Here is a 12,783-nt window from a genome sequence, read left to right as displayed (position 1 = left end):
GAGTGGCATCCTTGCCACCATGCGTAAGAAACCCGCCACGCATCGGGTCGCCGTCCTCGCCCTGCCGACGGTCGTCGCCTTCGATCTGACAATCGCGACGCAGGTCTTCGGCCACGAGGGCCACGGCCGGTACGCGATGACGGTGTGCGCACTGGACGGTGGTTCGGTCTCCACCACCACAGCGGGCCTGGAGCTGACCGTCGCCGCAACGCTCGACGCGCTCGACGACGCCGACACGGTGATCGTGCCCGGATTCCGCCGTGGTCCGGCACCGCCGCGTGCTCTCGATGCGCTGCGGCAGGCACACGGTCGTGGCGCCCGCATCGCGTCGATCTGCACCGGCGCCTTCGCGCTGGCCCAGGCCGGTCTGCTCGACGACCGCCGCGCGACGACCCACTGGGCGCACGCCGACGCGCTCGCCCATGAGCACCCACAGGTATCGGTGGACGCGAGTGCGCTGTACGTCGACGAAGGCGAGGTGATCACCAGCGCCGGACTCGCCGCCGGTCTGGACATGTGCCTCTACCTCGTCGGCCGCGACCACGGGCAGGCTGCCGCCATCCAACGGGCCCGCCACATGGTCACACCGCTGCACCGAGCCGGCGGCCAGGCCCAGTTCATCCCGGTCGCCGATCCGGGTGAGGGCGACGAGTTGGCCGGCGTCGTCACCTGGGCGAGCAGCAACCTGCACCGCCCGATCACCGTCGCGGACCTTGCCCGGCAGGGTGTGATGTCCAGCCGTACGCTGCACCGCGCCTTTCAGAGTCGGTTCCGGATGAGCCCACGAGCATGGCTGATCCAGCAACGGCTGCGCGCCGCCTGCACCCTGCTGGAGAACGGCGGGATCACCATCGACGAGGTCGCACGGCGCACCGGCCTGGGCACGGCAACGAACCTCCGTGCGCATTTCCAGCGGGCCTTCGCCACCACTCCTACCGCCTACCGGCGGGCTTTCACACAGTGACCCCTCGGCGGCGGCCGTGGCGCGGTCGTGATGGTGGTCGGCGATGTCGGGGTGCCCCGCCGGCCTGGACACCCCGACATCAGCAGTCTCGATTCGATCAATCACGGTCAAGGAGCGGCCGGGATCACCTCATGTTCGCCACCACGAACGGCGCGTGGCCGTGCAGGTAGTTGGTCCACCCGCCGGTCACCGGCGCTCCCGGGCTGAGCAGGTTGGTGGTGTCGGTGCCGACGTCGAGCTTCCAGGCCGTCCAGGAGATGCCGTTCGCCTTCATCCAGTCGATCCAGGACTGCGCCTCGGGCAGGCAGGCCCGGCCGTCGAGGCCGCCATCGGCGTTACTGGCGCCCCACTCCGTGACGAACAGCGCCAGACCCGCGCGGATCGCCGCGTCACCCTTGGCGCGCAGCGACGCCCCGTGCGTGCAGGAGTAGAAGTGCAGGGTGTACATCAGGTTGGTGCCGGTGACCGGGCTGGCCGCCGCGATGTCCACGTCCTGTGACCAGGTCGGGGTGCCGAGCACGACGATGTTGTCCGGGTCGGCGGCGCGGATCGCGGACACCACCGCCTGGTGGTACGGCTTGATGACGTTGGTCCAGCTGACCTGGAGCGGCTCGTTGTAGGGCTCCCAGATGACGTTGGGCAGGTGGCCGTACCGGCGGGCCAGGTCACCGAAGAACGCCACCGCCTGGGACTGGTTGTTCTGCGCCTCGTGCGCATGCCAGTCGACGATCACGTAGACCCCGGCGGTGACCGCGTTGTTGATGATGGTCTCCACCTGGGCGCGCGCCCTGGTCGGGTCACTGAGGTACGCCCCCGCCGGCTCCACGCCCATGGCCGCGCGGATCACCTGGAGGTTCCAGTTGTCGCGCATCCAGGTCAACGCGGAGAGGTTCTCGGCGTACGGGGCGGTCTCCCAGTTGAGCCACATGCTGCTGATGCCCCGCAGCTGCACCCGAGCGCCGGACCTGTCGCACATCGTGGTGCCGCAGACCCGCAGTTGCCCGTGCCGCTCGACCGGCGTGCCGGTGGTCGGCGGAGGGGTGGTGGGCGGCGGGGTGGTCGGGGGCGGCGTGGTCGGGGGCGGGCCGCCGGCGCAGGACGCGCCGTTCACTGTGCAGTTGAGCGGGGTGCCGGTGCCGTTGACGAGGAAGCCGAACGAGGTGGAGGCGCCGGCGGCGAGGGTGCCGTTCCAGGACACGTTGGCGAAGGTGTAGTGGCTGCCCGAGGTCGTCTGCTGCGTGTTCCACGACTGGCTGACGGTCGAGGAGGACGGCAGGTCGAACTCGACCCGCCAGCTGGTGATCGGTGCGGAGGTGTCGTTGGTGACGGTGACCTGCCCCTGGTAGCCGTTGCCCCAGTTGTTCGTCACGGAGAACACGGCGGTGGCCGCGCTGGCCGGTGTGGCGGCGACCACTGCCACCCCACCGGCGAGCAGGCCGGCGACGGCCAGGGTCGTGACAAGTCTCAGTGTGCGCATGCGGAACCCGCTTCGGATCGACGGTGGTGGTCTGAGGCGGGGCGGCGCCTGAGCGCACAATATCGATCGATGCCTATGGGGGCAAGGCGGCGGCACTGGCCCCGGGGGGGGTCGACACCAGCGCCCCGCAACGGGGACCGGCCCCGCTCGGGCCGGTCCCCGCTGCGTTCAGGCCGCTGGACGTACCCGGTAGGCCAGGTGGGTGACGCCGTCGCCCTCGACGACGCTGAACGGGCCGTCCAGCTGAAGCGGCGCGATCTTCAGGTCGGCGAAGAGCGGGATGCCGGCGCCGAGCAGGACCGGAACGAGATCGACGTGCACCTCGTCGAGCAGGCCGGCCTCGACGACCTGGGCGGCGATGGTGCCGCCGTTGACACCGACCTCCTTGTCGCCGGCGATCGCCTTCGCTCGGGCGATGGCGCTCTCGATGCCGTCGGTGACGAAGACGAAGGAGTCGCTCTCCGGCTCCCAACCCTCCGGCACGCTGTGCGTGACCACCACGACGGGCAGGTCCATCGGATGCCGGCCACCCCACCCTTTGGTCATGTCGAACAGTCGCCGGCCGACGACGAGCGCGCCGGTCCGCTCGGTGAGCGCCCGCAGGTGCCGGGCGCTCGCGGCGGACGTCCGAAAGGTCATCTTGGGGTTGGCCGTCGGCGTCTCGACGTCGCCATTGGTGTACCACTCGAAGAGATACTCGAAGCCCCCGTGGGACGCGTCCGCGATGTAGCCGTCCAACGACATCGTCGCCCCGGTCGTCACCTTCGTCATCGAATTGCTCCCTGGTCTGCGTGGCGCCGTCCGGTGCGGCCGGCCCTTCACCACATGGTCGAAGCCGGCGGCCCGTCCTCGACACGTCCGCCCAATTTTTGACGACAGCTCAGTGGGACTTCATCAGGTCGACCAGCTGGTCCAGGGCCGCGCCCCAGCCCTCGTGGAAGCCCATCTCCTCGTGCGACTTCTTCGCCGCCGCGTCGGGGTGGATGGCGATGGCGGTGTACTTCGTGCCAGTGCCGTCGGGCTCGATCCGAATCACCGCGGTGAACGCGAAACCCTCCTGGACGATCTGCGGGCGGAAGCCAGGGCCGAGCGCGGAGGTGAAGACCAGCGTCTTGCCCTCCTCAGCCACCAGGATGCACCCGCTGTGCGGAAACTCCTGGCCCTCGGGCGAGCGCATCGTGTTGTCGAACCTGCCGCCAGGCCGCAGGTCGATTTCGCAGGCGACGGTCGACCACGGCTTCGGAGTGAACCACTGCATGAGCAGCTCGGGCGTGGTCCAGGCCCGCCAGACCAGCTCGGGCGCCACGTCGACGGTGCGCTCCAGGACGAGGTCGAGCTCGGGGTTCACCGTGTAGACGGTCATGGCTGTTGCTCCTTGAGGTCGTAGAGAAGTGCGTCGAGTTGGTCCAGGCGTCGGGTCCATCGCGTGCGCTGCGCGGCGAGCCAGGTGTCGAGGTGGTCCAACGGCTGGGGTACGAGCCGGTAGGTGCGCACCCGGCCCGTTTTTTCCGAAGTCACCAGACCGGCGCGCTCGAGGACGTGCAGGTGCTGGGTGAACGACGGGAGTGCCATGTCAAACGGACGAGCCAGGTCGCTGGTCGTGGCCGGCCCCTGAGCGAGGCGCTCCACGACCTGGCGGCGCGTGGGGTCGGAGAGCGCGTGGAACACACCATCCAGACCGCCGCCCGACCCGTCCAAATGCTTAGGCATATACCTAACTATTGCACCGCCGCACGACCGAAGTCAAACCTGGACCGCCCGGGTCAGTGAGCAGTTTTGGAGAAGCGGTCCGCCTGAGCCCCCCATAGCGTGAACTGCATGTTCACCGCGATCACGCACTCACAGATCTACGTCCTCGACCAGGACGAGGCCCTCGACTTCTACGTCGGCAAGCTCGGCCTGGAGGTCAACGCCGACGTCGACATGGGCTTCATGCGCTGGCTGACCGTCAACGTCCCCGGGGAACCGGGCCGCCAGATCCTGCTGGAGAAGCCCGGCCCACCGGCGATGTCCGAGGAGACCGCCCAACAGGTCCGAGCCCTGGTCACCAAGGGCGCGATGGGCGGCTCGCTCATCTTCGCCACCGACGACTGCCGCAAGACCTATGAAACGCTGCTGGGTCGGGGCGTCGAGTTCACCGAGGAACCCACGGATCGCTTCTACGGGATCGACTGCGCCCTGCGCGACCCCTTCGGCAACAGCGTCCGCTTCACCCAGTTGAAGTCCTGAGGGGTCGACGCGAAGCCTGGTCGACCTCGGCGACCAGGAACAGCTGCGGATCCCGCGTCAGCTTCGCCGTCAGCTCGGCGCAGGGCAGCACATCCCGTCCGTCCCGATCCACAGCGCTGCGACGCCGTCGTAGTCGTGGTCGTGGTCGTGCCACCCAAAGTCACGAACATGGTTCACGATGGCGCTTGCAGGACGCTGCCGTACGGGGGCTCGCCCGCCACGGCGTACGTGGCGTAGACGACGCCGGCCTCAGTGGTGCGCGAGCCGGTCAACCGCAGCCCCGCCGGGGCGGCCCCCTCGGCGAAGAGTCGCTTCCCCTGGCCGAGGACGACCGGGAAGATCAGCAGGCGGTACTCGTCGACCAGCCCCGCCGTCTGCAGCGTACGCAGCAGGTCGCTGCTGCCCTGCACGAGCAGCTCGCCGTCGGTGCGCCGCTTGAGCGCGGCGACGGTCTCGGCGGCCTCACCGACCAGGACCTCGGTGTTGCGCCAGTCGGCGGTCATCGGGCTGCGCGTCGCCACGTACTTCGGCATGCTGTTGATCTTCGCGCCGCCGTCCTCGTCGGCGACGTTGGGCCAGTGCGCGGAGAGGGTGTCATAGGACTTGCGACCCAGCAGCATCGCGTCCGCCCGCTCGAACACGTCGCCCATGATCTCGCCGAACCCCTCGTCCACGTGCGGCGGCAGCCACCCGCCGTGCGGGAATCCGTTCGAGTCGTCCTCGCCGGGGCCGCCGGGGCCCTGCATCACACCGTCCAGGGACAGGAACGTCCCCACCACCAGCTTGCTTGCCACCTCGCGGCTCCTTCCCAGTCGCAGGACAGAGACAGCAGTCAACACAACCGACCCGACCCTACTGAACCGCCACCGCGAGTGCGGTCCGTCCGCGCCGGTCGTAGCGTGGGGCGCATGCGAACCACCACGCTGGGCAGCACCGGACCCGAGGTCGGCGTCATCGGCCTCGGCTGCATGGGCATGAGCCACGGCTATGACATCACCGGCCCTCGCGACGACGACACGTCGATCTCCGTCATCCGACAGGCACTGGACCTGGGCGCGACGCTGATCGACACGTCGGACGTGTACGGGCCGTACACCAACGAGGAGCTGGTCGGGCGGGCGCTGGCCGGCGGTCACCGGGAACGGGCCGTGCTGGCCACGAAGGTCGGCCTGGTGGCCACCTCACCCACCGGCGGCCCCGGCAACTCACCGAAGATCGGCAACAACGGCCGCCCGGAGCACATCCGCGCGGCGATCGACGAGAGCCTGCGCCGGCTCGGCACCGACCACGTCGACCTCTACCAGCTGCACCGGGTCGACCCGGAGGTGCCCATCGAGGAGTCCTGGGGTGCGATGGCCGAGGTCATTGCGGCGGGCAAGGCCCGGCAGATCGGGCTGTCCGAGGTGACTGTCGCGCAGATCGTGCGGGCTCAGGCGGTGCACCCGGTGGCCTCGGTGCAGTCCGAGCTGTCGCTGTGGACGCGCGACCCGTTGACCGAGGTGTTGCCGTACTGCGCCGAGCAGAGGGTCGCCTTCCTGCCGTTCTCCCCACTCGGTCGCGGCTTCCTCGCCGGGCGGTTCACCTCGTTCGACGACCTGCCCGCCGACGACTTCCGGCGCGGCCTGCCGCGCTTCCAGCAGGACGCGCTGCGCGCCAACCTCGCCATCGTGGCCCGGGTCCGGGAGATCGCCGACCGGGCCGGCTTCAGCCCCGCGCAGGTCGCCCTCGCGTGGGTGGTCGCCCAGGGTGACCAGGTCATCCCGATCCCTGGCACCAAGACCCCGAAGTACCTGGTGGACAACTGCGCGGCCGCTGACGTGCGGCTCAGCGCCGAGGACCTGGCCGACCTGGACGCGCTGCCCGCACCCGAGGGTGGCCGCTACTGAGACTCCGGCGGCCCGGCACCAGGCGGCCGGGCCGCCACCGGCGGGCCGAACCTGACCCCGACACCTGGCGAGTAGAGCACGCTGACCGGCGGTCCGACCGGTGCCGGCAGCCCGGCGGCGGCGACCAACTCGTCATCCAGGTGCAGCACCTCGGCCCGGTGCAGCGGCCAGCTCGGATGCCAGTTCGGCAGGTGCAGCGTGCGCCCGTACGCCCGGGTGTGCAGCCCCCAGCGGGCGGTGAGGAAGTGTTCGAGCGGGGTCGGCTCGACGATCCGCTCCCCCACCCGCACCACCATCCGGCTCGTCGCGCCCGCCGGCCCCGGCCAGCGCCGCCGGCAGCGGTAGGAGCGACGGTCGCCGTCGCGATCCAACCGCATCGACGACCAGAGGTACGGCAGGCGCAGCGTCGCCCGCGCCACCAGCACCGGCAGAAGGCGGGACGCGTCGAGCGACCGGAACACGACCGCTCGGCGGCCGGCGTCGTCGACCGAGTAGAGCCGGACGTTCGTTTCCCAGAAGGTGCCGAAGTACGGCACCCCCGGGCCACGGCCGAAGCCCAGCCCGACCATCCGGAAGCCGATCAGGCCCACGTAGCTGACCCCGTCCACGGTGTCCGGGCGGGTGCCGGCGGGCAGCAACGGCGCGACGACTTCCGGAGCGACCTCCCAGTGCAGGAAGGTGAGGTCCTCCCAGCGCTGGCGCAGGAGCGCCCAGGGGAACGCCTGCCGGGGCGCGTGGTCGACCGGTTCGGGGTGCACGCTCCCATCGTGGCCCAAGCGGTGGGCCGGCGTAACCTCAGGCGTGCGGACCGACACTGACGGTGCCGATGGTCAGCGACGCCCTGCCCTCCAGGATCTCGCCGACCCGCTCGACCTCCTCCTGCAAGGCCCGCTGCTGGGCGGCACCGAGCGTCCGCAGCGGCTCGACTGTGACACGGATCGAGCGGCCGGAGCGGCGTTGATGCCACACGCCGGCGACCACCCCGTCGACCAGCAGCACCGGATAGTTGCCGGCCTGGCCACCGGCGAGCGCCCGCTCGGCGGCGGCACCGGGGAAGAGCCGTTCGCGGGGGTGGCAGCCGACCGCGTACGCGTCGAAGTACGGCAGGAGCCGCAACCCGGACGGCCGGTCGTCGGGGAATTCGGCGTCGCCGGCGGTCACCCAGGCCCGGGTGCCCTCCACCGTCACCTCGGTCAGGTCGAGCGAGTCGAACAGCGACGTCGCCCACCCCGGCGGCACCGCCAGCCACCGGGCGAACTGTGCCGGGGTGGCCGGCCCGTACGCGTACAGATAGCTGCGGACGAGGGCGGCCAGGGCGTCGGGACCGGGCATCGGCGCGAAGTCGGGCAGCCACCGGGTCGGGCTGGTGTATGTGCTGGCCCGACCGCGATTTGGGCCGAAGCAGACCACTCCGCCCCGGGTGGCGGCGGTCATCGCGGCGATCCACCGGGGCCACTTGTCCTGGAACGCCTCCATCACCAGGTCGCCCGCCCACGGGCCGGTACGGGCGACGATCTCCTCGGTCAGCTCGACGGTGGTCAGGTCGGCCTCGGCGACCGCGTCGGCGATGGCCGCGAGGACCTGCTCGGTCTGCCGGGGCGTCAGCAGGACCACGCTCCGCTCCCAGGACGGCGCCGGCAACGCGGTCAGGGCGCCGACCCACATCGGCAGGTCCGCCGCGGCGAGCAGGTGCACCGTCCCGCGTGGCCCACGGGTCTTGACCAGGGTGCGATCCGTCCACAGTGCCCGGCGTACCAACGCGCGGGTCGTGCCCGGCACCCGCAGCCCGATGGACAGCTCGGCGGCCGACGCGATCTGGGCATGCGCGCCGCAGATCGCCGACACCACGTCGGCGACGCTACCGGCGTCCGGTGCCGGTGCGCGGAGCCGGTGTCGCGCAAGCCGTCGGGCGGACACCGGCGCCCAGCTCAGCTCGGTCATCGCAAGCCCTCGAAGAACGCGCGAATGTCCGCGGCGTGCGCCAGCGGCTCATCCATCGCCACGAAGTGGCTGCCCGGGTTGCCCTGCGGCCAGTGGACGATGGTGTTGTCTCGCTCGGCGAGGCGGCGCATCAGCGCGGAGCCGCCGCCGTACACGCCGGACGGCACCCGCCGCTGGCCGGTGGGCCAGGCGAAGCCGCCGTCGTCGGCGACGGTGAGTCGCTCGTACATGGGCCACGATGACGTTCCCGACGTGCCGGTGAACCAGTAGAGGCTCACATTGGTGAGCAGGTGGTCCCGGTCGATGGCCTGCTCCGGCGTCGGCACCGTCATGGTGAACTCCTTGAACTTCTGCATCATCCAGGCCAGCAGCCCGACCGGCGAGTCGCTCCAGGCGTACGAGAAGGTCTGCGGCGCTGCCCGCAGCAGCGCGTGATGGTCGACGCCACCGCTCATCCACTGCTGCATCTGCTCCCACTCGGCGCGTTCCGCCGCGCTCATGTTCGGCACGTCGGCGGCGGTCGGAAACCCGAACCCGCCGTCGATGTGCACGCCCACCACCTGCTCCGGCGCCACCGCCGCCACCCGTGGCGCGACGTACGCACCGAGGTCGCCGCCCTGGGTGCCGTAGCGGTGGTAGCCGAGGCGGGCCATCAGCTCGACCCACATCCGGGCGAGCCGGTCGATCGTGAACCCGGCCGGCGGCGCCTGCGAGAGACCGTAGCCGGGCACCGACGGCACCACCACGTGAAACGCCTGCGCGGGATCCCCGCCATGAGCGCGCGGATCGGACAGCGGGCCGATCAGCTCAGTGAACTCGACCACGGAGTTCGGCCAGCCGTGTGTCAGCAACAACGGCAGCGCGTCCGGCTCCGGCGAGCGGACGTGCAGCACGTGCACGTCCAAGCCGTCGATCTCGGTGACGAGCTGGGGGAAGTCGTTCAGACGCGCCTCGTGGGCCCGCCAGTCGTAACCATTCGCCCAGTACTCGGTCAGCTCGCGCAGGTACTCCGCCGGCACGCCGCGGCTCCAGCCGGTGCCGGGCAACGAGCGTGGCCACCGGGTGCGGGAGAGCCGGTCACGCAGGTCATCGAGGTCCGCCTGCGGAATGTCGATGCGAAATGGCGTCATGCCGGGAACGCTACGGGCCATATAGGACAGGTTCTGGCACACATCGCTGGCATTCTGGAGTCATGTCCGACACCCCCGCCCGACTGCTGGGCCTGCTGTCGCTGTTGCAGACGCCCCGCGAGTGGCCCGGCAGCGAGCTGGCCACCCGGCTCGGCGTCAGCCTGCGCACCATCCGCCGCGACGTGGAGCGATTGCGCGACCTCGGCTACCCGGTGCAGGCGACGATGGGCGCGATCGGCGGATACCGCCTGGTCGCCGGCAAGGCGATGCCGCCGCTGCTGCTCGACGACGACGAGGCGGTGGCGATCGCTGTCGGTCTGCGCACCGCCGCCCGTCACGCGGTGGCCGGCATCGAGGAGGCCTCGGTACGGGCGCTGGCAAAGCTCGAACAGGTGCTGCCGTCCCGGCTGCGCCACCGCGTCAGCACGCTGGGCGCGGCCACCGAGCCGCTGCTCACCTGGGACCGACCGACTGTCGACCCGGAACACCTGAGCGCGCTGGCCGCCGCCGTCAACAACCGGGAGCAACTGCGGTTCACCTACCGCCGTCGCGACGGCGTGGACACCGAACGGCTCGTCGAGCCGTACAAGCTGGTGTCGGCGGGCCGGCGCTGGTATCTGGTGAGCTACGACAACGACCGCGACGACTGGCGGATCTTCCGGCTCGACCGGATCACCGACCTGCGGCCCACCCGGACCCGGGTCGCGGCCCGGCAACTGCCGGCGTCCGACGCCGCCTCGTTCATGACGGAGAAGCTGCTGGAGCTGACGCCCGTCTACCGGGCGGTGGTGACGCTGCACGCGCCGATCGAGCGGATGGCGGGCCCGCTCGGTGGCGCCGGCGTCGAGCTGGAGCCGATCGACGCGACCTCGTGCCGGCTACGCAGCAACGCCGACACTCTGGAGTGGCTGGCATGGCGCCTGCTGACCCTCGGTTGCGACATGGAGGTGCACGAGCCGCCGGAGTTGATCGCGCACCTGCGGCAGATCGGCACCCGCGCGACCCGCGCCGCCAGCTCGTCCGCAGCGTAGGACGGCCAACCGGCCCGGGGCATCGGCACGCCGGATCGCCGTACGCTTGATGGAGCACAAGCGTTCAGAACAGGCGTTTCGGGGAGGAACTGGGCGTGACGCAGAGCGACGGGGAGCTGGTCGTGCTCGCGCAGGCGGGAGACGCGGCCGCGCTGGGGGCGCTGCTGGCCCGGCACGAAGCCGGGATGCGGGCCGTCGCGCTGAGCGTCCTCGGTTACGGGCCGGACGCCGAGGACGCGGTGCAGGACACGATGGTCGTCGCCCTGCGTCGCATCGGCGAGGTCCGCGACCCGAACGCCGTCGGCCCCTGGTTGCGGGCCATCGTCCGCAACAACAGCCGGATGGCGTTGCGCGGGCCCAGAGCTGTCCCGGTCGCCGAACCCGAATGGTTCACCCGTCCCGCCGACACACCCACCCCGGAGGAGGCACTGGACCGGGCCGCGATGCGCGACTGGGTGTGGCACTCCATCGGGCAACTGTCCGAACCTGACCGGCTCGTCACCCTGCTGCGGTACTTCAGCGACGCGTCCTCGTACGAGCAGATCGCGGCCGTGTGCGGCGTGCCGGTCGGCACCGTCCGCAGCCGCCTCAGCCACGCCCGCCGGACGCTCGCCGGTGGCCTGCGGACGGCGGCGGACGCGGCGCACGCGGACGTCGCCGCCTCGAACGACTCGCGGTGGCGGGAGGGCCGCGACATGATCACCACGGCGATGGGCGGCGACTTCGAGCGGGTAGTCCGCGACAGCTGGTGGCCGGACGCCGAGATGATCGTGCCCGGCGGCCCGCGCGGTGGCCGTGACCTGGCGATCAGTGGCATGAACCGCGACCTGGCCGCCGGGGTACGTCAACGGTTGCGCAACGTGGCGGCCAGCGGCGACGTGCTGATCTGGGAGACCGACCTGATCAGCCCACCCGACGACCCGGAGCACTGCCCACCCGCGGCGCTGTGGTTGCAGGTGCTGCGCGAGGGCCGGGTACGCCAGCTCACCCTTTTCCACCCCGTCCCGGCGCTGGCCTGAAAGAACTCCCCCGACCGAGCGAACTTTTACCTCGACCCGCGCATCTGGTCCCTGTCATGCACCAGTTGCCGTGTCGGCGGACGCCGCGCGGGTCTCGGATCGGGAGATAGTTCATGGGTTCCACCAGCCACGACGTCAGCGCCCTCGCACCCGGTGCCCACACGTTCACAGTGGATGGCGTTCGGCAGGTCTACCACGTCGCCGGCACCGGCCCGGTCTGCGTGGCGCACTCCGGCGGCCCGGGCATCGAGTGGGCGTACCTGCGGACGCCCAGCCTTGAGACGCACTTCACAATGGTCTACGTCGAGCCCGTGGGCACTGGAGCGTCGGGGCAGCTCGACAACGCCGACGATTACCGTCTCGACACGTATGTCCGGTTCCTGCACGCCGTCGTCGAGCACCTCGACGAACCCCGGGTGTACCTCCTCGGGCACTCGCACGGCGGTTTCGTCGTCCAGCGGTACGCGCTCGCCCACCCGGACCGAATCGCCGGCCTCGCCCTGTACGACACCTCGCCCGTCACCGGCGCCGAGTTCTGGGGCGAGGCCATGGCCGGCCTCGCCGCCTACCCGCAGCGGCACCCGGACCGGCCGGAGGCGGCGGCGGTCCCGGCTGCCTTCGCGCAAATCGGCGGCGCGACGGACGACGAGTCGTTGGGGGCCGCTCTGCGCGCCGCACTGCCGGTGTACTTCGCGGACTTCTGGGGCCGACAGGACGAGTTCGCCCCGTTCCAGGCGGCCGTCCGGATCTGGGCGACGCCGGCCGGCGCGCAGGACCCCACGCCCTTCGACGTGCGGGGAAACCTCGCTGAGATCACCGTGCCCGTCGTGGTGATCGTCGGGGCGTACGACTTCATCTGTGGCCCCCGCTGGGCCGAGCAGTTGCACGCGGGGCTTCCGAACTCGCGGCTGGTGACGTTGAAGCGAAGCGGACACTTCGCGCACATCGAGCAGCCGGTGGAGTTCACCGACGCCGTGGCGGAGTTGCTGAAGCGTTGATTCACCGCGGCGCCGCCCGCCCCGAGGTCCGTTCGTCACAGCGGGCAGGCCTCGGGGTGCAGACGCGTTGCACGGTCATAGGCTGAGCGCTTTGCTGCACCGTGACGA

Annotated in this window: 14 protein-coding genes; 6 read left to right on the top strand and 8 right to left on the bottom strand. The window is 70.9% G+C overall.

What is annotated here, in order from left to right; genetic code table 11:
• The first annotated feature begins 19 nt into the window (after positions 1 to 19).
• Positions 20 to 964 carry a GlxA family transcriptional regulator gene (locus tag ACLJOK_RS08420; protein WP_410817378.1) on the top strand — a complete coding sequence of 315 codons (945 nt, stop codon included), beginning with the start codon at positions 20 to 22 and terminating at the stop codon, positions 962 to 964.
• Between the two features lie 124 nt (positions 965 to 1,088).
• Here ACLJOK_RS08420 and ACLJOK_RS08415 read toward each other — a convergent pair whose 3' ends face one another.
• From ACLJOK_RS08415 to ACLJOK_RS08400, 4 genes are all read right to left on the bottom strand, one after another.
• Complete coding sequence (locus ACLJOK_RS08415; RefSeq protein WP_410817377.1) at positions 1,089 to 2,441, bottom strand: cellulase family glycosylhydrolase; 1,353 nt, start codon at positions 2,439 to 2,441, stop codon at positions 1,089 to 1,091.
• A 168-nt stretch (positions 2,442 to 2,609) separates the two neighbouring features.
• The gene (locus ACLJOK_RS08410) at positions 2,610 to 3,212 is read right to left on the bottom strand and encodes a dihydrofolate reductase family protein (RefSeq protein WP_410817376.1); all 603 of its coding nucleotides are present in this window, start codon (positions 3,210 to 3,212) and stop codon (positions 2,610 to 2,612) included.
• Between the two features lie 109 nt (positions 3,213 to 3,321).
• Complete coding sequence (locus ACLJOK_RS08405; RefSeq protein ID WP_410817374.1) at positions 3,322 to 3,804, bottom strand: SRPBCC family protein; 483 nt, start codon at positions 3,802 to 3,804, stop codon at positions 3,322 to 3,324.
• Entirely contained in the window at positions 3,801 to 4,151 is a 351-nt protein-coding gene (locus ACLJOK_RS08400) for an ArsR/SmtB family transcription factor (protein WP_410817372.1), read from the bottom strand. The genes ACLJOK_RS08405 and ACLJOK_RS08400 overlap by 4 nt, the downstream gene beginning before the upstream one ends.
• Positions 4,152 to 4,259: 108 nt before the next feature.
• On the opposite strand from ACLJOK_RS08400, the gene ACLJOK_RS08395 reads away from it, so the two are divergent.
• Positions 4,260 to 4,670 carry a VOC family protein gene (locus ACLJOK_RS08395; RefSeq protein WP_410817371.1) on the top strand — a complete coding sequence of 137 codons (411 nt, stop codon included), beginning with the start codon at positions 4,260 to 4,262 and terminating at the stop codon, positions 4,668 to 4,670.
• Positions 4,671 to 4,843: 173 nt separating this feature from the next.
• Here ACLJOK_RS08395 and ACLJOK_RS08390 read toward each other — a convergent pair whose 3' ends face one another.
• Entirely contained in the window at positions 4,844 to 5,464 is a 621-nt protein-coding gene (locus ACLJOK_RS08390; RefSeq protein WP_410817370.1) for a dihydrofolate reductase family protein, read from the bottom strand.
• A 114-nt stretch (positions 5,465 to 5,578) separates the two neighbouring features.
• On the opposite strand from ACLJOK_RS08390, the gene ACLJOK_RS08385 reads away from it, so the two are divergent.
• A complete protein-coding gene (locus tag ACLJOK_RS08385; protein WP_410817369.1) occupies positions 5,579 to 6,556 on the top strand; it encodes an aldo/keto reductase in 978 nt (325 codons plus the stop codon).
• Here the strand turns inward: ACLJOK_RS08385 and ACLJOK_RS08380 are convergent.
• From ACLJOK_RS08380 to ACLJOK_RS08370, 3 genes are read right to left on the bottom strand one after another with little or no spacing between them, the layout of a single operon-like run.
• Positions 6,550 to 7,314, bottom strand: a complete 765-nt coding sequence (locus ACLJOK_RS08380) for a YqjF family protein (RefSeq protein ID WP_410817367.1) — start codon at positions 7,312 to 7,314, stop codon at positions 6,550 to 6,552. The two genes, ACLJOK_RS08385 and ACLJOK_RS08380, sit on opposite strands and share 7 nt — an antisense overlap.
• A 37-nt stretch (positions 7,315 to 7,351) precedes the next feature.
• Positions 7,352 to 8,497, bottom strand: a complete 1,146-nt coding sequence (locus ACLJOK_RS08375; protein ID WP_410817366.1) for a winged helix DNA-binding domain-containing protein — start codon at positions 8,495 to 8,497, stop codon at positions 7,352 to 7,354.
• Complete coding sequence (locus ACLJOK_RS08370) at positions 8,494 to 9,627, bottom strand: epoxide hydrolase family protein (RefSeq protein WP_410817364.1); 1,134 nt, start codon at positions 9,625 to 9,627, stop codon at positions 8,494 to 8,496. The genes ACLJOK_RS08375 and ACLJOK_RS08370 overlap by 4 nt, the downstream gene beginning before the upstream one ends.
• A 62-nt stretch (positions 9,628 to 9,689) precedes the next feature.
• Between ACLJOK_RS08370 and ACLJOK_RS08365 the strand changes: the two genes are divergently transcribed.
• From ACLJOK_RS08365 to ACLJOK_RS08355, 3 genes are all read left to right on the top strand, one after another.
• The gene (locus ACLJOK_RS08365; protein WP_410817362.1) at positions 9,690 to 10,658 is read left to right on the top strand and encodes a helix-turn-helix transcriptional regulator; all 969 of its coding nucleotides are present in this window, start codon (positions 9,690 to 9,692) and stop codon (positions 10,656 to 10,658) included.
• A 95-nt stretch (positions 10,659 to 10,753) separates the two neighbouring features.
• Entirely contained in the window at positions 10,754 to 11,677 is a 924-nt protein-coding gene (locus ACLJOK_RS08360; protein WP_410817360.1) for an RNA polymerase sigma factor, read from the top strand.
• Between the two features lie 113 nt (positions 11,678 to 11,790).
• Complete coding sequence (locus ACLJOK_RS08355; RefSeq protein ID WP_410817359.1) at positions 11,791 to 12,675, top strand: alpha/beta fold hydrolase; 885 nt, start codon at positions 11,791 to 11,793, stop codon at positions 12,673 to 12,675.
• Positions 12,676 to 12,783 lie beyond the last annotated feature (108 nt).

The organism is Micromonospora sp. 050-3 (genome assembly GCF_046549335.1).
Classification (GTDB): Bacteria; Actinomycetota; Actinomycetes; order Mycobacteriales; family Micromonosporaceae; genus Micromonospora; species Micromonospora trifolii.
This window is presented reverse-complemented; position numbering and strand designations above follow the sequence as displayed.

Excerpts from the sequence above, each read along its gene's own strand:
- ACLJOK_RS08410 (WP_410817376.1), bottom strand. The coding sequence starts at position 3,212 with ATGACGAAGGTGACGACCGGGGCGACGATGTCGTTGGACGGCTACATC.
- ACLJOK_RS08405 (WP_410817374.1), bottom strand. The coding sequence starts at position 3,804 with ATGACCGTCTACACGGTGAACCCCGAGCTCGACCTCGTCCTGGAGCGC.
- ACLJOK_RS08365 (WP_410817362.1), top strand. The coding sequence starts at position 9,690 with ATGTCCGACACCCCCGCCCGACTGCTGGGCCTGCTGTCGCTGTTGCAG.
- ACLJOK_RS08395 (WP_410817371.1), top strand. The coding sequence starts at position 4,260 with ATGTTCACCGCGATCACGCACTCACAGATCTACGTCCTCGACCAGGAC.
- ACLJOK_RS08375 (WP_410817366.1), bottom strand. The coding sequence starts at position 8,497 with ATGACCGAGCTGAGCTGGGCGCCGGTGTCCGCCCGACGGCTTGCGCGA.
- ACLJOK_RS08355 (WP_410817359.1), top strand. The coding sequence starts at position 11,791 with ATGGGTTCCACCAGCCACGACGTCAGCGCCCTCGCACCCGGTGCCCAC.
- ACLJOK_RS08400 (WP_410817372.1), bottom strand. The coding sequence starts at position 4,151 with ATGCCTAAGCATTTGGACGGGTCGGGCGGCGGTCTGGATGGTGTGTTC.
- ACLJOK_RS08370 (WP_410817364.1), bottom strand. The coding sequence starts at position 9,627 with ATGACGCCATTTCGCATCGACATTCCGCAGGCGGACCTCGATGACCTG.
- ACLJOK_RS08385 (WP_410817369.1), top strand. The coding sequence starts at position 5,579 with ATGCGAACCACCACGCTGGGCAGCACCGGACCCGAGGTCGGCGTCATC.
- ACLJOK_RS08420 (WP_410817378.1), top strand. The coding sequence starts at position 20 with ATGCGTAAGAAACCCGCCACGCATCGGGTCGCCGTCCTCGCCCTGCCG.
- ACLJOK_RS08415 (WP_410817377.1), bottom strand. The coding sequence starts at position 2,441 with ATGCGCACACTGAGACTTGTCACGACCCTGGCCGTCGCCGGCCTGCTC.